This is a genomic window from Burkholderia sp. Bp8994, assembly GCF_003853805.1.
GTDB lineage: Bacteria > Pseudomonadota > Gammaproteobacteria > Burkholderiales > Burkholderiaceae > Burkholderia.
In genome coordinates, this window is sequence record NZ_QTQH01000009.1 from 63,811 (window position 1) to 83,067 (window position 19,257).

General features: G+C 70.2%; 16 protein-coding genes. 8 read left to right on the top strand and 8 right to left on the bottom strand.

Annotated features, from left to right (window positions below):
• The first annotated feature begins 241 nt into the window (after positions 1-241).
• From DIE04_RS11510 to DIE04_RS11520, 3 genes are read left to right on the top strand one after another with little or no spacing between them, the layout of a single operon-like run.
• Positions 242-832: a DUF2760 domain-containing protein gene (locus tag DIE04_RS11510; RefSeq protein ID WP_124521975.1), complete on the top strand. Its 591-nt coding sequence runs from the start codon at positions 242-244 to the stop codon at positions 830-832.
• Positions 829-2,670, top strand: a complete 1,842-nt coding sequence (locus DIE04_RS11515; protein WP_124571129.1) for an Hsp70 family protein — start codon at positions 829-831, stop codon at positions 2,668-2,670. The genes DIE04_RS11510 and DIE04_RS11515 overlap by 4 nt, the downstream gene beginning before the upstream one ends.
• 5 nt (positions 2,671-2,675) lie before the next feature.
• Complete coding sequence (locus tag DIE04_RS11520) at positions 2,676-5,450, top strand: Hsp70 family protein (RefSeq protein WP_124521979.1); 2,775 nt, start codon at positions 2,676-2,678, stop codon at positions 5,448-5,450.
• A gap of 111 nt (positions 5,451-5,561) precedes the next feature.
• Here the strand turns inward: DIE04_RS11520 and ctlX are convergent, their stop codons facing one another.
• Together ctlX and DIE04_RS11530 are read right to left on the bottom strand one after the other, a co-directional pair.
• Positions 5,562-6,539, bottom strand: a complete 978-nt coding sequence (gene ctlX / locus DIE04_RS11525) for a citrulline utilization hydrolase CtlX (protein ID WP_124520389.1) — start codon at positions 6,537-6,539, stop codon at positions 5,562-5,564.
• Positions 6,540-6,597: 58 nt separating this feature from the next.
• Positions 6,598-7,677: an ornithine cyclodeaminase gene (locus DIE04_RS11530; RefSeq protein WP_124521981.1), complete on the bottom strand. Its 1,080-nt coding sequence runs from the start codon at positions 7,675-7,677 to the stop codon at positions 6,598-6,600.
• Between the two features lie 297 nt (positions 7,678-7,974).
• On the opposite strand from DIE04_RS11530, the gene DIE04_RS11535 reads away from it, so the two are divergent.
• Positions 7,975-8,406, top strand: coding sequence for an Lrp/AsnC family transcriptional regulator (locus DIE04_RS11535; protein ID WP_044845386.1), 432 nt, complete (start codon positions 7,975-7,977; stop codon positions 8,404-8,406).
• 54 nt (positions 8,407-8,460) lie between these two features.
• On the opposite strand, the gene DIE04_RS11540 is transcribed toward DIE04_RS11535, so the two are convergent.
• Genes DIE04_RS11540 through DIE04_RS11555 form a run of 4 tightly spaced genes read right to left on the bottom strand, consistent with a single transcriptional unit; the run spans position 8,461 to position 12,116 of the window.
• The gene (locus DIE04_RS11540) at positions 8,461-9,054 is read right to left on the bottom strand and encodes a peroxidase-related enzyme (RefSeq protein WP_124521983.1); all 594 of its coding nucleotides are present in this window, start codon (positions 9,052-9,054) and stop codon (positions 8,461-8,463) included.
• On the bottom strand, positions 9,051-9,581 hold the full coding sequence (locus DIE04_RS11545; RefSeq protein ID WP_124521985.1) for a CMD domain-containing protein: 531 nt from the start codon (positions 9,579-9,581) through the stop codon (positions 9,051-9,053). Before DIE04_RS11545 ends, DIE04_RS11540 begins: the two co-directional genes overlap by 4 nt.
• Positions 9,582-9,627: 46 nt before the next feature.
• The gene (locus tag DIE04_RS11550) at positions 9,628-11,097 is read right to left on the bottom strand and encodes an NAD(P)-binding domain-containing protein (protein ID WP_124521987.1); all 1,470 of its coding nucleotides are present in this window, start codon (positions 11,095-11,097) and stop codon (positions 9,628-9,630) included.
• Complete coding sequence (locus DIE04_RS11555; protein WP_124521989.1) at positions 11,094-12,116, bottom strand: LysR family transcriptional regulator; 1,023 nt, start codon at positions 12,114-12,116, stop codon at positions 11,094-11,096. Before DIE04_RS11555 ends, DIE04_RS11550 begins: the two co-directional genes overlap by 4 nt.
• 355 nt (positions 12,117-12,471) lie before the next feature.
• Here DIE04_RS11555 and DIE04_RS11565 point away from each other — a divergent pair, with 355 nt between their 5' ends.
• Genes DIE04_RS11565 through DIE04_RS11580 form a run of 4 tightly spaced genes read left to right on the top strand, consistent with a single transcriptional unit; the run spans position 12,472 to position 17,147 of the window.
• Positions 12,472-13,665: an ABC transporter substrate-binding protein gene (locus tag DIE04_RS11565; protein ID WP_124521991.1), complete on the top strand. Its 1,194-nt coding sequence runs from the start codon at positions 12,472-12,474 to the stop codon at positions 13,663-13,665.
• A 40-nt stretch (positions 13,666-13,705) separates the two neighbouring features.
• Positions 13,706-15,517, top strand: coding sequence for an ABC transporter permease (locus tag DIE04_RS11570; protein ID WP_124522072.1), 1,812 nt, complete (start codon positions 13,706-13,708; stop codon positions 15,515-15,517).
• Positions 15,518-15,528: 11 nt separating this feature from the next.
• Positions 15,529-16,386, top strand: a complete 858-nt coding sequence (locus DIE04_RS11575) for an ABC transporter ATP-binding protein (protein ID WP_044845380.1) — start codon at positions 15,529-15,531, stop codon at positions 16,384-16,386.
• On the top strand, positions 16,383-17,147 hold the full coding sequence (locus DIE04_RS11580; RefSeq protein ID WP_044845379.1) for an ABC transporter ATP-binding protein: 765 nt from the start codon (positions 16,383-16,385) through the stop codon (positions 17,145-17,147). Before DIE04_RS11575 ends, DIE04_RS11580 begins: the two co-directional genes overlap by 4 nt.
• A 30-nt stretch (positions 17,148-17,177) precedes the next feature.
• Here DIE04_RS11580 and DIE04_RS11585 read toward each other — a convergent pair whose 3' ends face one another.
• Together DIE04_RS11585 and DIE04_RS11590 are read right to left on the bottom strand one after the other, a co-directional pair.
• A complete protein-coding gene (locus tag DIE04_RS11585; protein ID WP_124521993.1) occupies positions 17,178-18,599 on the bottom strand; it encodes a sensor histidine kinase in 1,422 nt (473 codons plus the stop codon).
• Positions 18,586-19,251, bottom strand: coding sequence for a response regulator transcription factor (locus DIE04_RS11590; protein WP_124521995.1), 666 nt, complete (start codon positions 19,249-19,251; stop codon positions 18,586-18,588). Before DIE04_RS11590 ends, DIE04_RS11585 begins: the two co-directional genes overlap by 14 nt.
• Positions 19,252-19,257: the final 6 nt, after the last annotated feature.

Sequence of the window (19,257 nt, forward strand, 5' to 3'; positions counted from 1 at the left end):
CCGACCCCCGATAGCCGGCAGTCCGATGCAATCCGGCGCCGCCCAAAACCCGCGCGCCGTTGTGTTCTGTCCCCCAACTTCTGCCCGGTTCGCCCGCCACAGGGCAAAATACGGGTTTTCCGCACCCGCGAGGGCGCGTCCGAATCACGCGCCGGGCGGCGGCAGTGCGCATTCGCACGCCGCCGCCGGGCGCCCAGGCAAGCTGCTCGCCGTGTCGCGAGCCCACAGGAGTCCAGACCCCATGCCCGAATCCAACCTGTCCTTCTTCGGCCGGCTATCGCTGGCCGTCGGCACGTTCTTCTCCGTGATCGGCAACCGCGAGTTCGCGGCCGGCGTGCTGCGCGTGCGCGACGGCGCCCCGGCACCGGTCGCGCCGGCGCCGGTTGCGCCGGCCCCCGCGGCGGCCCCGGCACCCGCGCCCGTGAAGGCGCCGGCCCCCGAGCTGCGCGAAGCGAGCCCGCAAGCCGCGCTGCAACTGCTCGGCCTGCTGCAGCGCGATGCGCGCTTCATCGACTTCGTCGAGGAAGACATCGCGGGCTACGCGGACGCCGACATCGGCGCCGCCGCACGCCTCGTGCACGACGGCTGCCGCGCCGCGCTGCGCGAACATTTCACGATCGTGCCGGTGCGCGACGAAGCCGAAGGCAGCCGCGTGACGCTGCCGGCCGGCTTCGACGCGACGGCCGTGCGCGTGACGGGCAACGTGGTCGGCGCCGCGCCGTTCACGGGCACGGTCAGCCACCGCGGCTGGCGCGTGGCCGACGTGCGCCTGCCGAAGCTGACCGGCAGCCACGACGCCTCGGTGGTCGCACCGGCGGAGGTGGAACTGTGAACGATCCGCGCTATTCGATCGGTATCGACCTCGGTACGACCCACTGCGCGCTGTCGTACGTCGACAGCGCCGCGAGCGACGGCGAAACGATCACGCAGCAGGTGCTGCCGATCGCGCAGCTGACCGCGCCCGGCGCGCTGGAGTCGCGCGACCTGCTGCCGTCGTTCCTCTATCTTCCGCATGAAAGCGAGCTGACGCAGGGCGACCTGACGCTGCCGTGGACGGCCTCGCGCGCGTTCGCGGTCGGCGAGATGGCGCGCACGCGTGGCGCTGGCACGCCGATTCGCCTCGTGTCGAGCGCGAAGAGCTGGCTGTGCCACCCGGGCGTCGATCGCCGCGCGGCGATCCTGCCGAGCGATGCGCCGCCGGAAGTGGCGCGCGTGTCGCCGCTGGAAAGCTCGATCCGCTACCTGACGCACCTGCGCGAAGCGTGGGACCACGCGCATCCCGACGCGCCGTTCGCCGACCAGGACGTGACGGTCACGATCCCCGCGTCGTTCGACCCGGCCGCGCGCGAGCTGACGGCGGAAGCCGCGCGTGCCGCCGGCTATTCGCGCATGACGCTGCTGGAAGAGCCGCAGGCGGCGCTCTACAGCTGGATCCAGAAGAGCGAAGGCGGCTGGCGCAAGCAGGTGCAGGTCGGCGACCTGATCCTGTGCGTGGACGTCGGCGGCGGCACCACCGACCTGTCGCTGATCGCGGTGGTCGAGCGCGACGGCAATCTCGAACTGCATCGCGTGGCGGTCGGCGAGCACATCCTCCTCGGCGGCGACAACATGGACCTCGCGCTCGCGCACGTGGTCGCGCGCAAGCTCGCGCAGCAGGGCACGCAGGCCGATCCGTGGCAATTGCGCGCGCTGACCTACGCGTGCCGCTCGGCGAAGGAAACGCTGCTGTCCGACCCGACGACCGACGCGGTGCCGCTCGTCGTGCCGAGCCGCGGCTCGAAGCTGATCGGCGGCTCGATCCGCACGGAACTGACGCGCGCGGAACTCACGCAGACGATTCTCGAAGGTTTCTTCCCGCAAGTCGACGCGGCCGCGCGCCCGGTGAGCCGCGCGCGCGTCGGCCTGACGCAGCTCGGCCTGCCGTATGCGCAGGACGCGGGCATCACGCGCCACCTCGCGGCGTTCCTCGGCCGCCAGGTCGCGGCGCTCGACGCGCTCGAAGGCGTGCAGCGCACGCTGCCGCAAGGTGCGACGTTCCTGCATCCGACCGCGGTGCTGTTCAACGGCGGCGTGTTCAAGTCGCCGCTGCTCACGCAGCGCGTGCTCGATACGCTCAATAGCTGGCTCGTGGCCGAAGGCGCGCCGGCCGCGCGCCTGCTCGAAGGCGCGGACCTCGATCTGGCGGTCGCGCGCGGCGCGGCTTATTACGGCTACGTGAAGCGCGGCCGCGGCGTGCGCATTCGCGGCGGCACGGCGCGTGCGTACTACGTCGCGATCGAGTCGGCGATGCCCGCGGTGCCGGGGCTGGAGCCGCCGGTGCAGGCGCTCTGCGTCGCGCCGTTCGGGATGGAGGAAGGCTCGGATGCGGCGTTGCCGCCGCAGGAGTTCGGCCTCGTCGTCGGCGAGCCGGTGCAGTTCCGCTTCTTCGGGTCGTCGGTGCGTCGCCAGGACCAGGTCGGCACGCTGCTCGACTACTGGTCGCCTGAAGAGCTGCAGGAACTCGAGGAAATCCAGGCCACGCTGCCCGCCGAAGGGCGCACGGTCGGCGAGGTCGTGCCGGTGAAGCTGCATGCGCGCGTGACCGAAGCCGGCACGCTCGAACTCGAGGCGATCCCGAGCGGCACGAACGAGCGCTGGAAGGTCGAGTTCGACGTGCGCGGCGCCGCCTGAGCGCGATGAAGCGCTATACGGTCGGCATCGACCTCGGCACGAGCAACACGGTCGTCGCATACGTCGAGGCCGGCTCCGACGCGATCCGCGTGTTCGACGTCGAGCAGCTGGTCGGCCCCGGCGCGGTGGCGGCGCAGCCGCTGCTGCCGTCGGTGCGTTATCACCCGGCGGCGGGTGAGCTGCCGCCGGACGCGCTGCGCCTGCCGTGGGCGGCCGATTCGAAGGCGGGTGCGAAGGCTGATCCGAAGGCCAACGCGAATGCGGCCGGTGCACCGCCGGCCGTGATCGGCCGCTATGCGCGCACGCTCGGCGCGCAGGTGCCGGGGCGGCTCGTCACCAGCGCGAAGAGCTGGCTGTCGCACGCATCGGTCGACCGGCTCGCGGCGATCCTGCCGTGGGGCGCGGCCGACGGCGTCGACAAGGTGTCGCCGGTCGACGCGAGCGCGAGCTATCTCGCGCACGTGCGGGCCGCGTGGGATGCGCGTTTTCCCGATGCGCCGCTCGCGAAGCAGGACGTCATTCTGACGGTGCCGGCGTCGTTCGACGACGGCGCCCGCGCGTTGACGGTCGAGGCGGCCAAACGCGCGAAACTGCCGGCGCTGCGCTTGCTGGAAGAACCGCAGGCCGCGTTCTACGACTGGCTGTACGGCCAGCGCGCGACGTTGCGCGACACCTTCGCCGCACCGCGCCGCGTGCTGATCTGCGATGTCGGCGGCGGCACGACCGACCTCACGCTGGTCGACGTCGCGCCGGGAGACGATGGCGAACCGGCCTTCACGCGCGTCGGCGTCGGCAATCACCTGATGCTCGGCGGCGACAACATGGACCTCGCGCTCGCGCGCCTGGTCGAGACGCGGCTGACCGAGCCCGGCACGCGGCTGTCGGCCGCGAGCCTGTCGCAGCTCGTCGAGCGCTGCCGCGCGGCGAAGGAGCGGCTGCTCGGCGACGACGCGCCGGCCTCCGTCACCGTGACGCTGCTCGGCGCGGGCAGCAAGCTCGTCGGCGGCGCACGCTCGGCCGAGCTGACGCGTCAGGAAGTCGAGCAGATCGTCGTCGACGGCTTCTTTCCGCAGGTCGAGGCCGGCGAGCTGCCGCGCCGCGCGCGGGCCGCGATCGTCGAATTCGGCTTGCCGTATGCGAGCGACCCGGCCGTCACGCGCCACGTCGCCGCGTTCCTGAATCGTCATGCGGAAGGCCCGCTGCCCGACACGCTGCTGCTCAACGGCGGCGTGTTCCGCGCGGGTGCGCTGGCCGGCCGTCTCGCGCAGACGCTCGGCGCGTGGCGCGGCGCGCCGCTCGACGTGCTGCACAACGCGCATCCGGACGTGGCGGTCGCGCGCGGCGCGGTGGCTTATGGCCTGGCGCGGGCGGGGCATGCGCCGCGCATCGGCGGCGGTTCCGCGCGCAGTTATTTCCTCGTGCTCGACGATGGCGAGGGCGCCACGGCGGCGCGCGGTGTCTGCCTGCTGCCGCGCGGTGCCGAGGAGGGCCGCGAGATCCGGCTCGAGGAACGCACGTTCGCGCTGCAGCTCGGGCAGCCGGTGCGTTTCCACCTCGTGTCGACGGTCGCCGACACCGCGTACCAGCCGGGCGATCTGGTCGAGCTGGACGGCGGCGACTTCGTGCGGCTGCCGCCGATCGCGACGGTCGTCGACGCGAAGGCCGGTAGCGATGTGCGCGAAACGCCGGTGAAACTGACCGCGTCGCTGACCGAGGTCGGCACGCTCGAAATGCACTGCATCGCGACCGACGATGCAGCGCGCCGCTGGCGGCTCGAATTCCAGTTGCGCGGCGATGCGCCCGCGCAAGGCGACGATGCCGCGTTCGCGCGCCATCCGCGCGTCGATCACGCGATCGAGCTGATCGACCGCTCGTTCGGCAGCAAGGCCGCGGACGTCACGCCGAAGGACACGCGACGGTTGCGCGCGCAACTTGAACAGGTGCTCGGCCCGCGCGACGAGTGGGACGTCGCGCTCGCGCGCGAGCTGTTCGACGCGTTGCTTGCGCGCGCGCGTCGCCGGCGGCGCTCGGCCGATCACGAACGCGCGTGGCTGAACCTCGCCGGCTATTGCCTGCGCCCGGGCTTCGGCCATCCGCTCGATGCGTGGCGCATCGAGCAGCTGTGGCCGCTGTTCGACGACGGGATCCAGTACGTGAACGACGCGCAGGTGTGGTCCGAGTGGTGGACGTTGTGGCGGCGCGTGTCCGGCGGCCTCGACGACGACGCGCAGACGCAGGTGCGCGATGCGATCGCGTTCCTCGAACCGTCCGACGACAAGCGCCGCAAGCTGCCGTTCGACCCGGCCAAGGTCGGCCCGGCCGACATGACGCGCCTGTCCGCGTCGCTCGAACGACTGCCGGTCGAGCGCAAGGTGGAACTGGCCGAGCGGTTGATCGTGCAATTGCAGAAGCCGGCCGAGCGCACGCTGTGCGCGTGGGCGCTCGGGCGGATCGGTGCGCGCCGGCCGTTCTACGGCAGCGCGCACAGCGTGGTGCCGGCCGACGTCGCGAACCGCTGGCTCGATGCGCTGTTCGCGCTGGACTGGAAGCAGGTCGAACCCGCGGCGTTCGCGGTCGCGCAAATCGCGCGGATGACAGGTGACCGCGAACGCGATTTGCCGGATGAAACGCGTGAGGCGGTGATCAAGCGCCTGTCTTCCGCGAATGTGTCGGCCGCGTGGATCGACATGGTGCGCGAGGCGATTGCGTTCGATGAAGCCGACACCGCACGTGTGTTCGGCGAAACGTTGCCGGCCGGGTTGAAGCTGCTGGCGGGGTGATGAACGGGCGGGACGATGCTTCGATCTGATTCGCAGATCGAAGCATCGTCCGGCGACGCATCGGGCTATCCGCCGCAGGATGTCCGCTCAGGCGTGCGGCACCGGTTCGCGTTACCGCGCCGCCGATTCCATTTCCTTCACGTCATGTGCTGCGGCCCGCCGCGCGAGATGAATGCCCGCGAGCATGCAGCGCACCGAGCCACCGGCCAGTTCGATCGTCGACACGTCGAGCGGCAGCAGCCGCGCGGAGCGTTCGATCGTCGCGCGCTGGCCGCCGGTGAGGCAGTCGAACGCGCGCCGCGACAGCGCGAGCACGCGCCCGTCCTTGCCCGACAACTCAAGCGTATTGCCCGCGAAATTCGCGATCTGCGCATGATCGAGCGCGATCACGGTGCGGCCCGTTTCGGTCAGGCGTTGCGCGATTTCGTCGCGGCGCCGGCGGTCGGCGATCAGGTCGAGGCCGATCATCGCGAACTCGGTGGCGACGCTCATCATCACGTTCGTGTGATAGATCGGGTTGCCGTTCGCATCGGCCGTGTCGAAGCAGATCGGCTCGAAGTTGAAGTGCGTGCAGAAGCGTTCGAGCGCGACCGGATCGGCGCGGCGCGAACGCGCGGTGTACGCGATGCGTGCGACGTGGTCGAGCACCATCGCGCCGGTGCCTTCCAGGAACACGTCGTCGTATTCGAGCCCCGAGTAGTCGATCACGTCCTGCACGCGGTATTCCTCTTTCAGCATTTCGACGATGTCCGCGCGCCGCTCGCGGCGGCGGTTCGGGCTATGCATCGGAAACAGCGCGATATGCCCGCCCGGATGAGTCGAGAACCAGTTGTTCGGGAACACGGAGTCGGGCGTGTCGCGCTCGCCGTGATCGTCGAACACGTGCACGCGCACGCCTGCATCGGCGAGTGTGCGCGCGGCGGCCGTGACTTCGTCGCGCGCGGCGGCCGACACCGACAGCGTGTCGTGCGCGCCGCCGACGGCCGTGCGCTGGAACGCGTTGTCGGCCGCGGTCTGCGGATTCGGCAGGAAGCGGTGCGGCCGGATCATCACGACGGCGGCCGGCGCCTGGATCGATACGAGATTCATGAACGTTTGAAGAGACAGGCGGAGAATCGGGCGGCGCGCCGGCCGCTCGGGATGACGATCAGCGTGCGAACGCGGCGACGGCTTCGGTCACGAACGCCGCATGACCCTGCGCGATCGCGGCCGGATCGTCGATCAGCGCGAACAGGTTTTTCGGATCGACGGCCGGCGGAATCAGCGCGATCTCGACGCCCGCGTTGTGCTGCTGCGCGAGCGCATACAGGTAGCGCAGCGCCGAGTAGTCCTCGAGCGCGAAGCCGACCGAGTCGAACACCGTGACTTCATCTGCGCGCTCGCGGCCGGTCGTCTCGCCCTGCAGCACGCGCCACAGTTCGGTCACCGGGAAGTCGGCCGGCATCTGCTGGATCTCGCCCTCGATGCGCGACTGCGGCTCGAATTCGACGAACACGCGGCCCGCCTGCAGCACGCCCGCGTCGAGCTCGGTCTTGCCCGGGCAATCGCCGCCGACCGCGTTCACGTGCATGCCGGGCTCGATCATGTCGGCCGTGACGATGGTCGCATACGCCTTGTCGGCGGTGACGGTCGTCACGATGTCGGCGCCACGCACGGCGTCGGCGGTCGACGCGGCGCGCACGACGCGCAATTCAGGGTAAGCGGCGAGGTTCTTCACGAGCTTGTCGGTCGCGAGCGGATCGACGTCGAACACGCGGATCTCGTCGATGCCGAGCAGCGTATGGAATGCGATCGCCTGGAATTCGCTCTGCGCGCCGTTGCCGATCAGCGCCATCGTGCGCGCGTCGGGGCGGGCGAGCGCCTGCGCGGCCAGCACCGACGTCGCGGCGGTGCGCAACGCGGTGGTCAGCGTGAGTTCGGCGAGCAGCAGCGGGTAGCCGGTGTCGACTTCGGCGAGCGCGCCGAACGCCATCACGGTGTGCATCCCGCGCGCGGCGTTGACGGGGTGGCCGTTCACGTACTTGAACGCGAACAGCGACGCGTTCGCGACGGGCATCAGCTCGATCACGCCGTCGCGCGAGTGGCAGGCGACGCGCGGCGACTTGTCGAAGTCGGCCCAGTGCAGGTAATCGGCGCGCAGCGTGTCGACGAGCGCGCGCAGGAACGGCGTGACGCCGGTCTGGGCGATCAGTCGGGCGGTGGCGGGAACGTCGAGGAAGCGGGTCATAGGTCTGTCTCCATTTTGTTGCCCCGGACGCGTGTCCAGGCGTTCTGGTCGACCGGGGCGGGCGTGTCGGCCCGGGCCCCGGCTCCATCAAAAGCGGCGTTGCGGCCCATGCGGCCGGTCGATGGAGTCATTATTTCCGTGAGTCGAGCCAACAAAAAGACGGCAAAAATGGCAGATTTCTCGATAGACTTGGCAGATTGCTGGCCGGATATGGCAGTTTGTTCAAATCATGCTGGTCGAAATGCGTGCCGTCCGGCACGCTGGCGGCCGTGTCACGTTCAACAGGAAGGTCCGTTCATGATTACGCTCGACGACGTCGACCGGCAACTCATCGCGCTGCTGCGCGACAACGCGCGGATGCCCGTCGTCGCCCTTGCGAAGGCGTTGCGCGTCGCGCGCGCGACCGTGCAGAACCGGCTGACGCGGCTGGAGAAGAACGGCGTGATCGTCGGCTATACGGTGCGGCTCAAGCCGGCCGCCGAGCGGCACCGGATCCGCGCGCTGATGTCGATCGCGGTGCAGGGCAATCGCGGCGCGGAAGTGGTGAAGGTGCTGCGCGGGCATCCGAACGTCGCGTCGATCCACAGTACCAACGGGCGCTGGGATCTGGTCGCCGAGCTGCACGCCGATTCGCTCGAGCATTTCGATCGCGTGCTCGGCGCGATCCGGTTGATCGACGGGATCGCGAATACGGAGACGAGCATTCTGTTGTCGACGCACAAGGCGTGACGCGCGGCGGCGCGCGTCGGCCGGCGTGCTCGCCTGCGCCAGCGCGGCGGCGTGTCAGTTGCCCGCTGCGGGTTCGGGAAACACCGGTTCGCCCAGCGTCAGCATCAGCCGGTTCGCCCACGCGAAGATCGCGACGGCGTGCGACAGGTCGAGAATTTCTTCGTGGGTGAGCCCTTCGGCTTCGAGCGCGGCGATGTCGCGTTCGTCCACCGTGTCGGGCCGCTCGGTCAGCGCGACCGCATAGCGGATGATCGCGCGTTCGCGCGCGGTCGTGCCGGCTGTCGACGGATCGTCGAACACCTGGTCGATCGCATCGGTGCGTTTCGCGAGCTGCGCGAAGCGTTGTGCGTGCACCGATGCGCAATACACGCAGCCGTTCACGCGCGACACGGCCGTGCTTGCCAGCTCGCGTTCCGCGCGCGACAGTCCGCCCGGACCATACATGATCGCGTTGAACACGCCGGAACGCTGCCGCAGGATGTCGGGCAGGTGGACGAGCAGCAGGTAGTAGTCAGACGTTTTCGCTTGCGGATGGCTCGCTTCGAGCACCGCGAGCTGGTCGGCCGTGGCGCGCTCGAGCGGCACCGTGTCGAGCCATGCACGCCAGCCGAGCGTGGCGGACGTGAAACCGTGCGTGGCCATCGTCATGCGGCCTCCCGGGCGGCACGCGCCTGCAACGCTTGCGCCGCTGCCGCGACACGCAGCTGATACGAGACGAAGGCGACGAGCTGCGACAGCGCGACGATCGCGGGTGTCGTGAACCCGGCCGACTTCAGTGCGTCGAGATCGGACGGGCGTGCGTCGGCGGGCGAGCGCGTCAGGCGCCGCGCATGCGCGAGGAGCGCGCCGAGGCGTCGAGGCAGCGCGTCGAATGCATCGGCATCCGCGCGGGCGATGTCGTCGGGCGTGCCGCCTGCGTCGATCAGCCGTGCGCGATAGGTTGCGGCCAGTGCGTGCGCATTCGAGCGCTGCGCGACGTACCGCGCCGCATGCAATCGTTCGATTAACGAAAGATCGGGCAGAGCGGTGTCGAACAGCGCGGCTTCGCTGAGCCGCGTATGGAGCAGCACCTTGTCGCGTGCGCGACGCAGCGTGGCCACGGCATCGCCTTCGCGCAGGCCGGCGACGGCGTCGATCGTATCCGGCGCGGCGGCCGGCGGGATGGGTTCGGTCATCGTGATGGATTCCAGTCGTCGTGAGTAGCGTGGATCGCGGCGGCGCTCATGCGTCGGCGTCGCGCCATTCGTCGCCCTGCAGCTCCGCGGTCGCGAACGCGACGAGCGCGTCGTAGTGGCGGTCGCGATCGGCGTCGAACAGCCGGCTCGCGATGCCGCGTGCGAGCCGCCCGGCGCCCGCGCTGATCGCGGGGATGTCGCCCGACAGCTTGCCGTGGCTCAGGCTCGCCGCATGGTTGAAGCAATGGATGCGCGTGACGGCCGGGCAGGCGCCGCGCTCGCGTTCCTGGAACGCGAACGCGGGGCCGAGGTCGGGCGACTCGGCGAGCTCGTCGAGCCATGTGTCCGGTTCCGGTTGATAGCGATCCTTCCAGCGCCGCACATGCGGCCCGAACGACGCGAATTCCGCGCGTGTCGTCCAGTCGGAATGAAAGCCCGTCGCGAAGATCAGGAAGTCGACCGTGTAGCGGCCGCGCGGCGTGACGACGTCGAGGCCGTCCGCGTGTTCGACCAGCGTTTCGATCGGGCTGGCTGCATGGAAGTGTGCGTGAGCATGCCGCGACACGCGCAGCACGCTGTCGCGCGGCGGCGGTGTCTGCGACGTCAGCGCGTAGTGCATGAAGCGCCACTTCGTCGCATCGTCGAGATCGGCATAACCGTGCACGAGGCCCGGGCTGCCGATGCCCGTCAGCTTGTTGATGCGCGGAATGTCCGCGCGACGGAAGAACAGGTCGACGCGCGCGGCGCCCGCTTCGAGCGCGGTGCCCGCATTGTCGAACGCGGACGCACCCGCGCCGACCACGCCGACGCGCTTGCCGGCGAGCGAAGCGAAATCGATCGGCTCGGACGAATGGGCCCAACGCGAGCGCGGCGCGCGTTGCGCGACGGCCGGCACGTACGGGCCGCCGAGCCCGTCGCGGCCGGTCGCCAGCACGACGTGTCGCGCGAGCACGGTCTGCGCCTGGCCGTTCGCGCGCAGGTCGAGCGCGAGCAGGCCGTCGTCGCGCGGACGCAGTGCCACGAGCGCGGTGTCGTTGCGCACCGGCAGGTCGAGCACGCGGCGATACCAGCGCAGGTATTCCATCCATTGCGTGCGCGGAATCTTGTAGAGCGCATCCCACGCGTCGCGGCCGTATCGTGCTTCGAACCACGCGCGGAACGTCAGCGCGGGCAGGCCGAGCGCGGGGCCGGTGAGCTGCTTCGGCGAGCGCAGCGTCTCCATCCGCGCGAACGTGATCCACGGGCCTTCGTAGCCGGCCGGTGCGCGGTCGATCACGCACTGGTTGTCGATGCCGAGCAGGCGCAGTTCGGCGGATGCCGCGAGCCCCGCCATTCCGCCGCCGACGATCGCGACGTCGAGCACGCGCGTGCCGTCGACGTCGCGCGGCGGCACCCACGACGGCGCGGGCAGGTCGAGCCAGCGTAGGTCCTGGGCGAGGCGGGCTTCGAGTGCGTCGAGCGTGTCGGGTGCGTCGGGTGTGTCGGGTGTGTCGGGTGTGTCGGGCGTCGCCGTCATGCGGCCTCCGGGCGGGTACCGCGTGTGCGGGCGGTTCGTGTGGCGCGTGTCACGCGAGGCGGGCGATCGATGCGCAACCGGTCGCCTCGCAACAACGCGTCGTGCACGGATGCATCGTGAAAGGTCACGTCGTCGAGCAGCGCGCGCGTCGTGTTCTGCAGCGCGTCGAGCAGCGCCTCGACGGCGGCCGTGCGCGTCTTGCCGGCGGGCGTCGCGACACCGAACGCGAACGGGATGTCGACATCGAGCGGTCGTGCGACGACGCCGTCCACCGGCAGTGCCACGCCGGTCGCCGGGTCGACGATGCCGATCCCGACGCCTGCGCGCGCGGCCATCACCGCGTTCAGCGATGCATTGGTTTCGATGAACACGTGCGCGTCGACGCGTGCGGCCGCGAATGCCGCATCGATCCGCTGGCGCAGCCGGTGCCGGTTCGCGACCGTCACGATGCGGCGGCCCGCGAGATCGCGCAGCGCGATGCGCGGCTTGCCCGCGAGCGGATCGTCGGCCGGCAGCACGGCGACGCAGGGCGTTTGCGCGATCCAGTGCACGTCGAGCCCCGCATGCGCCATCGGCAGCGTGACGACGCCGATATCGGCCGTGCCGGCGAGCACTTCGTGCACGACGTGTTCGGCCGACTCGCTGCGCAACTGGTAGTGCGGCGCGTGCGCGCCGTCGGGCAGTGCGGCGAGCGCGGCCGGCACGAGCGTGGCCGCGAGTGAAGGCGTGGCCGCGATGCGCACGGGTTCGGCGGTTTCGTCGCCGAGTGCGCGCGCCCGCGCTTCGATCGCGCGCAGGCCGACGAGCGAGCGTTCGACTTCCTCGTAGAGCAGGAATGCACGGCGCGTCGGCGTGACGCGCGGGCCGTGCCGGTCGAACAGCGCATAGCCGAGATCGGCTTCGAGCTCCTGGATCTGCCGCGTGACGGCCGGCTGCGAGCGGCCGAGCAGTTCGCCCGCGCCGGTCACGCTGCCGGCCGACATGACCGCGGAAAAGGCTTCGAGTTGATGCAACTCCATGACGCGTTCCGATGATGCGATTTGCGCATTGTAGGAGTGCGAGCATGCACGATTCATATAATGATTTTTGCTATCGACAGTACCAAACATGCGAAGGGCACGCGCGCCGGGACGACGAGCCGTGCATGCACGCGCGTCGGCCGGCAGCGCTGCACGACGGCAAACGTCAATCGAATCAATGCGCTGCAGCGCATGCCGATGCGTCGCGCGGGACGCGCCGTGCAGGAGACCGTGGCAGTGATGTTGCGCTTCGCGCCGCGCACGATATCGATATGCGCAAAACTTCGTTGGAACGCCCTGAACCGGATGGTTACATGCCCTCACTCTTTTCGACTGACTGAAGCTGGGGGGACGCATGAACGTTTCGGGGAACGACGCACGCGGCGCATGGCGGCGCGTGCTGGGCACGGTGGCGGCACTGGCTGCCGCATGGGGCTTGTCGACGGGCGGCGCGCTCGCGGCGGGCGTGTCCGGCGAGCCGGTGGTGATCGGCGTGAGCGGGCCGCTCACCGGGCAGGACGCGCAATACGGCGAACAATGGAAGCGCGGCTTCGATCTCGCGCTCGACGAGATCAACGGCAGCGGCGGCATCCACGGCCGGCCGCTCGCGGTCGACTTCCAGGACAGCCGCAGCGATCCGCGTCAGGCGGTGGCGATCGCGCAGAAATTCGTCGCGGACCCGCGCATCGTGATCGAGCTCGGCGACTTTTCCAGCGCGACGTCGATGGCCGCGTCGCCGATCTACCAGCGCGGGCAGCTGATCCAGTTCGGCTTCACGAACTCCCATCCGGATTTCACGAAGGGCGGCGACTACCTGTGGAGCACCGCGCTGAGCCAGGCCGAGGAGCAGCCGCTGCTCGCGCGCTACGCGGTGAAGGAGCTCGGCTTCAAGCGGATCGCGGTGCTGTACCTGAACACCGACTGGGGCCGCACCAGCAAGGACATCTTCGCGAAGGCGGTGACGGGGCTCGGCGCGCAGGTCGTCGCGGCCGAAGGCTACCAGCCGGCGGAGAAGGATTTCCGCTCGACGCTCGTGCGGATCGGTGCGTCGAAGCCCGATTCCATCGTGCTGATTTCCTACTACGCGGACGGCGCGCAGATCGTGCGGCAGGCGCGCACGTCGGGGCTCACGCTGCCGATCGCGGCAGTCGGCTCCGTGTATTCGCCGAAGTTCCTCGAACTCGGCGGCACGGCCGTCGAAGGCGTCTATACGGAATCGAACTTCTTCCCGGCCGAACCGCGACCGGAGGTGCAGGCGTTCGTGCAGCGCTATCGCGCGAAATTCCATGCCGATCCCGATTCGTTCGTCGCGCGTGCATACGATGCGCTGATCCTGTCGGCCGAAGTGCTGCGCCGCTACGGCGTGACGCGCCAGGCCGCGCACGACGGCTTCGAGAAAGTGAGCGACGTGCCGAGCGTGATCTTCGGCAAGGTGCGTTTCGATCCGCAGACGCGCCGCGTCGCGGGCGCACGCACCGTGTATCTCGTCGTGAAGCAGGGGCAGTGGGCGCTGTGGGACGGCGCGAAGCCGCAGCTCGCGGCGCGCTGACCCCGACCCGGAACCGCATGCAAATGACGGACGCATCGTGATGGCTTCCTGGCTCGACTACACGCTCAACGGCCTCATCGTCGGCAACATCTACGCGCTGCTCGCGGTGGGGCTCGCGCTGATCTTCGGCGTGTCGCACCTGATCAACTTCGCGCACGGCTCGGTCTACATGGTCGGCGCCTTCATCGGCTGGCTGTGCCTGACGCGCTTCGGCTTGCCGCTGCCGGCCGCGCTCGCGGCGGTCGTCGTCGGCTGCGGCGCGCTCGGCATCGCGATCGAGCGGGTCGGGCTGCGGCCGTTGCGCCACGCCGCGCGCATCGCGCCGCTGCTCGCGACGATCGGCATCAGCTTCATCCTCGACCAGCTCGCGCAACTCGCGTTCGGCGCGGACCCGCGTGCGGTGCCGACGCCGCTGCCCGACTGGCACCTGCGCATCGCCGGCGCGACGCTCGGTGCGCTCGACCTGCTGATCGCCGGCATCGGCCTCGCGGCGGCCGCGCTGCTGTACGGCTTCCTGCGCTTCACGCGGCTCGGCTGGGCCGTGCGCGCGACCGCGCAGGATCGCGACGCGGCGCTGCAGATGGGCGTCGACGTCGATCGCGTGAACCAGACGGTGTTCGCGATCGCGTGCGCGCTCGGCGGTGTCAGCGGGCTGCTGGTCGGCATGTACTACAACAGCATCGATCCGGCGATGGGCTTCCAGGCGACGCTGAAGGGCGTGGTCGCGCTGCTGATCGGCGGGCTCGGCAACGTGCCCGGCGCGATCGCCGGCAGCCTGCTGCTCGGCCTCGTCGAAAGCTACGGCGTCGCGCTGTTCGGCACCAGCTATCGCGACCTGTTCGCGTTCGGGCTGCTGATCGTGTTCCTCGTGTGGCGGCCGAACGGCCTGTTCAGCGGGAAGCGCGCGCTGCCGCCGGAGCCGATGACGGGCACCTTCTTCGCGGCCGCGAAAGCCGTGCGCGTGCCGCGCCCGGTGCTCGTGGTGCTGATCGTGGCGGCGGCCGTGCTGCCGTGGTTCGGTGCATCGCCTTATGTGTTGCAGACGCTGACCAACGCGTGGCTGTACGGGCTGCTCGCGCTGAGCCTCACGCTCGTCGCGGGCACGGTCGGGCAGATCTCGCTCGGCCACGCCGCGCTGCTCGTGATCGGTGCGTATGCGTCGGCGCTGCTGTCGTCGGATCTCGGCTGGTCGCCGGCCGTGACGATTCCGTGCGCGGGCGCGATCACCGCCGTGCTCGGCACGCTGCTCGTCTATCCGGCGTTCCGGCTGCGCGGGCACTACGTATCGATCGCGACACTCGGGATCGGCGAAGTGGTGAGCCTCGTGATCCTGAACTGGGACGGCCTCACGCGCGGCCCGCTCGGCATCACCGGCATCGCGCCGCTGCCGTGGGCGACGACCGCGCGCGCCGCGTACTGGTTCACGCTCGCGGTGCTCGTCGCGTTCGCGCTCGTGCAGGTGCGGCTGCTGCGCTCGCATCTCGGCCGCACGCTGCGCGCGGTGCGCGAGGACGACGTCGCCGCACGTGCGCACGGCATCGCACCGAACCGCTACAAGGCGATCGCGTTCGCGGTCGGCGGCGTCGCGGCCGGCGTGAGCGGCGGCATCGCCGCGCACCTGTACAGCTACATCAATCACCAGACCTTCGATTCGCAGGTGTCGATCCTCGCGCTGACGATGGTGATCCTCGGCGGGCTCGGCAACGTGCTCGGCGGCGTCGTCGGCGCGATCGCGCTGATCGGGCTGCCCGAGCTGTTCCGCTGGGCGGCCGACTACCGGATGCTGATCTATGGCCTCGTGCTGCTGCTGCTCGTCCGGTTCCGGCCGCAGGGCCTGCTCGGCACGGTGTGAGGAGGAATGCGATGACCACCACTCGACCCTTGCTCGACGTACGGGGTTTGACGCGCCGCTTCGACGGCGTGACCGCGCTCGACGCGGCAAGCCTGACGCTCGCCGACGGCGAGCTGCTGAGCGTGATCGGCCCGAACGGCGCGGGCAAGTCGACGCTGTTCAACCTGATCGCGGGCGCGGACCGCCCCGATGCCGGCCGCGTGACGTTCGACGGCCGCGACATCACCGGCACGCCGCCGGAACGGCTCGCGGCGCTCGGCATCGCGCGCACGTTCCAGCACGGCCGCGTGTTCGGCAACCTGAGCGTGCTCGACAACGTGCTGATCGGCGCGCACGCGCGGTTGCGCGCGGCGCGGCCGGGCTGGCCGGCGCTCGGCGCGGCGGCCGAGGTGTGGCGCGCGCTCGTGCGGCCTGCGTCGGTGCGGCGCGAGGAAGCGGCGCTGCGCGACGAGGCGCGCGACATCATCGCCGGGTTCGGCGAGCGGCTCACGCCGCGCATCGATCATCCGGCGCACAGCCTGTCGTATGCGAACCGGCGGCGCGTGGAGATCGGCCGCGCGCTCGCGCTGCATCCGCGCCTGCTGCTGCTCGACGAGCCGACCGCCGGGATGAACGAGACCGAGACCGCCGAGATGCTGCAACTGATCCAGTCGCTGAAGACGCGCGGCCTGACGATCCTGCTGATCGAGCACAAGCTCGAACTCGTGATGCGCGTGTCCGACCGCGTGATGGTGCTCGACAACGGCGTGAAGATCGCCGAAGGCGCGCCACGCGACGTGCGGCACGATCCGCGCGTGATCGAGGCTTATCTCGGTCGCCGCCATGCAGGCGGCACGACGGCCGAGCGCACCGTGCAGGCGGCCGCATGAGCGCACCTTCTTCCGGACCCGACACGACCATGACCGACGCACTGCTGAAACTCGAACACCTCGACACGTTCTACGGCCCGGTGCAGGTGCATTTCGACGTGAACGTCGAAGTCGGTCGTGGGCAGATCGTCAGCCTGCTCGGCGGCAACGCGAGCGGCAAGTCCACGACGATGAAGCTGATTCTCGGGCTGATGCGGCCGCGTCGCGGCGTCGTGCGTTTCGACGGCGACGACGTGACCGCGCTCGCGACGCCGCAGCGCGTGCGGCGCGGGATCGCGGCCGTGCCCGAGGCGCGGCGGCTGTTCGGCGACATGAGCGTGCGCGAGAACCTGCTGATGGGCGCCTATACGCGCGGCGATCGTACGGCGGTGGCCGACGACTACGCGCGCGTGCTCGAACTGTTTCCGCGCGTGCGTGAGCGGCTCGCGCAGCGCGCGGGCACGCTGTCGGGCGGCGAGCAGCAGATGCTCGCGATGGCGCGCGCGCTGATGGCGCGTCCGAAGCTGATCTGCATGGACGAGCCGACGATGGGGTTGTCGCCGCTCTACGTCGACAAGGTGCTGGAACTGATCGACACGATCAACCGGCAGGGCGTGACGGTGTTCATGGTCGAGCAGAACGCGAGCCTCGCGCTGGAGATCGCGCATTACGGATACGTACTGCAGACGGGGCGCGTCGTGCTCGAAGGGCCCGCGAAAACGCTGCTCGACGACGAACGCGTGCGCGATGCGTATCTCGGCGGGGAGGCGGTGGCGGCGTAGTCGACGGAAGGGGCGCCGCGTTCCGCCGATTCATGCGTGACCGGCGTGCGCCGTCGCCGGCCGCGGAAACGTCAGCACCACCGCGAACCCGCCCGCATCGGGAAACGCGAACCCGACGCGCCCGCCGTGCGCCTTCATCACTTCCTGCACGATCGCGAGCCCGAGCCCCGACCCGGTGCGGCGTTCGCTGCCGTCCGGCGCGATCCGCACGAACGGCTGCAATGCCGCGTCCCAATGCTCGCGCGGAATGCCGCGCCCGTTGTCGGTGACGGTCAGCGTCACCGACCGATCCGCGTTGCCCGCGGTGGCGACCGACACGACGATATCGTCCGCATGCCCGTGCAGCAGCGCGTTGTGCAGCACGTTCGACAATGCCTCCTGCAGACTGATTGCATCGCCGTCGATCCACGCATGCGGCGCGTCGCTCGCGAACGCGACGGCCACGTCGCGCGCGTCCGCGAGCGGAATCGTGCGGCCGAGCACGTCCTTCGCGAGCGCGACGAGATCGACGGGCTGCAGCGGCACCACCTCGGTGCGATGAATCACCATCGCATGATTGAGCAACTGCCCGGTGAGCCGCCCGACATCCGAGCAGGTCGCGCGCAACGCATCGAGCCGCGCCGCATGACGCGCGGGATCGGCTTCGCCGTCGAGCAGTTCGATCTGCGCGTCGAGCCGTGCGAGCGGCGTGCGCATCTGGTGCGCGGCGTCGGCGATGAAGCGCTGCATCGCGTTGATCCGCTCGGCGAGCCGCCGCATCAGCCCGTTGATTGACCCGATGATCGCGTCGATCTCGCTCGGCGTGTCGACGGCCACCGGCCGCAGGTCGGCCGGGTCGCGCGCGGCGATGATCGTGCCGATCTGCGCGAGCGGGCGCAGCCCGCGCCGGATCGCGAGGCCGCTCGCGCCGATCGCGAGCACGCTCATCAGCAGGATCAGCGTCCACACCTTGATGCTCATGTCGTTCGTCAGCTGTTGCCGCGCATTGGTTGTTTGCGCAACCGTCACGAGCGCCCAGCCCGGCGTGCTTTCCTCCGGCATGTAGCGCGCGATGGTCGCGGTGCGGATCCGGTGACCCTGGTAGACGGCGTTCGCGAATGACGGGCCCTGTTTCGCGGCCGCGAGCGTCGCGGGGTTCGCGAGATCGTTGTAGCCGGCCACGACGACGCCGCGCGAATCGACCACCTTGTAGTAGACGAGGTCGTAGCGCGACAGCGTCGACAGCGCGGCGACGGGCGGGTTCAGCGCGAGCACGCCGCCTTGCACGTACAGGTTCTCCGCGACCTGGATCGACGCGCCGGCGAGCAGCTGGTCGTACGCGCGCTCGGCCGCGACGCCCGCGTAGTAGCGCGCGATCGCGGCCAGCGCGAGCGCACCGGTCGCGACGACGAGCGCGATGAACAGCAGCGTGCGCCCGAACAGCGTCTTCGGGAACCAGTCAGTGCGCGGCAATCTGATACCCCATCCCGCGCGCGGTGCGGATCTCGACCGAGCTGCCCTGCAGCTTCCTGCGCACGCGCGTCACGTATTGCTCGACCGCGTTCGCGGTCGGCTCGTTGCCGAAGCTGAACAGCTGGTTCAGCAGTTCGTCCTTCGAGAAGATCCGCTGCGGACGGCTCGCGAGGATCTCCAGCAGCGCGAATTCCTGGCGCGACAGCGACAGCGGCTGGCCGTCGAGTTCGGCAAGCCGGCTGCTGCGGTCGATCACGAGGCCGCCGAGCGTCAGCACGTCGTTCGCATGGCCGCTGTTGCGGCGCAGCAGCGCCTGGACGCGCGCATCGAGCTCGCGGTAGTCGAACGGCTTCACGAGATAGTCGTCGGCGCCGAGGCCGAGGCCGCTCACGCGGTCGTCGATCGCCGAGCGCGCGGTGACGAGCAGCACCGGCGTCGTGCTGCCCGACGCGCGCAGGTTGCGCAGCACCGCGAAGCCGTCGAGGCCGGGCAGGTTCGCATCGAGCACGACGAGGTCGAAGCGCTCGACGCGCAGCAGGCCGTTCGCGGTCGAGCCGTCGGTTTCGAGATCGACGGCATGGCCGAGCCGCGCGAGGCGGCTGCGGATCGCCGCGCCGATTTCGGCATCGTCCTCCACGACGAGAATGCGCATGGTGCC

Bases quoted from the DNA above. Each gene is read 5' to 3' on its own strand.
- DIE04_RS11510 (WP_124521975.1), top strand. From the start codon at position 242: ATGCCCGAATCCAACCTGTCCTTCTTCGGCCGGCTATCGCTGGCCGTC.
- DIE04_RS11520 (WP_124521979.1), top strand. From the start codon at position 2,676: ATGAAGCGCTATACGGTCGGCATCGACCTCGGCACGAGCAACACGGTC.
- ctlX (WP_124520389.1), bottom strand. From the start codon at position 6,539: ATGAATCTCGTATCGATCCAGGCGCCGGCCGCCGTCGTGATGATCCGG.
- DIE04_RS11530 (WP_124521981.1), bottom strand. From the start codon at position 7,677: ATGACCCGCTTCCTCGACGTTCCCGCCACCGCCCGACTGATCGCCCAG.
- DIE04_RS11535 (WP_044845386.1), top strand. From the start codon at position 7,975: ATGATTACGCTCGACGACGTCGACCGGCAACTCATCGCGCTGCTGCGC.
- DIE04_RS11540 (WP_124521983.1), bottom strand. From the start codon at position 9,054: ATGACGATGGCCACGCACGGTTTCACGTCCGCCACGCTCGGCTGGCGT.
- DIE04_RS11545 (WP_124521985.1), bottom strand. From the start codon at position 9,581: ATGACCGAACCCATCCCGCCGGCCGCCGCGCCGGATACGATCGACGCC.
- DIE04_RS11550 (WP_124521987.1), bottom strand. From the start codon at position 11,097: ATGACGGCGACGCCCGACACACCCGACACACCCGACACACCCGACGCA.
- DIE04_RS11555 (WP_124521989.1), bottom strand. From the start codon at position 12,116: ATGGAGTTGCATCAACTCGAAGCCTTTTCCGCGGTCATGTCGGCCGGC.
- DIE04_RS11565 (WP_124521991.1), top strand. From the start codon at position 12,472: ATGAACGTTTCGGGGAACGACGCACGCGGCGCATGGCGGCGCGTGCTG.
- DIE04_RS11570 (WP_124522072.1), top strand. From the start codon at position 13,706: ATGGCTTCCTGGCTCGACTACACGCTCAACGGCCTCATCGTCGGCAAC.
- DIE04_RS11575 (WP_044845380.1), top strand. From the start codon at position 15,529: ATGACCACCACTCGACCCTTGCTCGACGTACGGGGTTTGACGCGCCGC.
- DIE04_RS11580 (WP_044845379.1), top strand. From the start codon at position 16,383: ATGAGCGCACCTTCTTCCGGACCCGACACGACCATGACCGACGCACTG.
- DIE04_RS11590 (WP_124521995.1), bottom strand. From the start codon at position 19,251: ATGCGCATTCTCGTCGTGGAGGACGATGCCGAAATCGGCGCGGCGATC.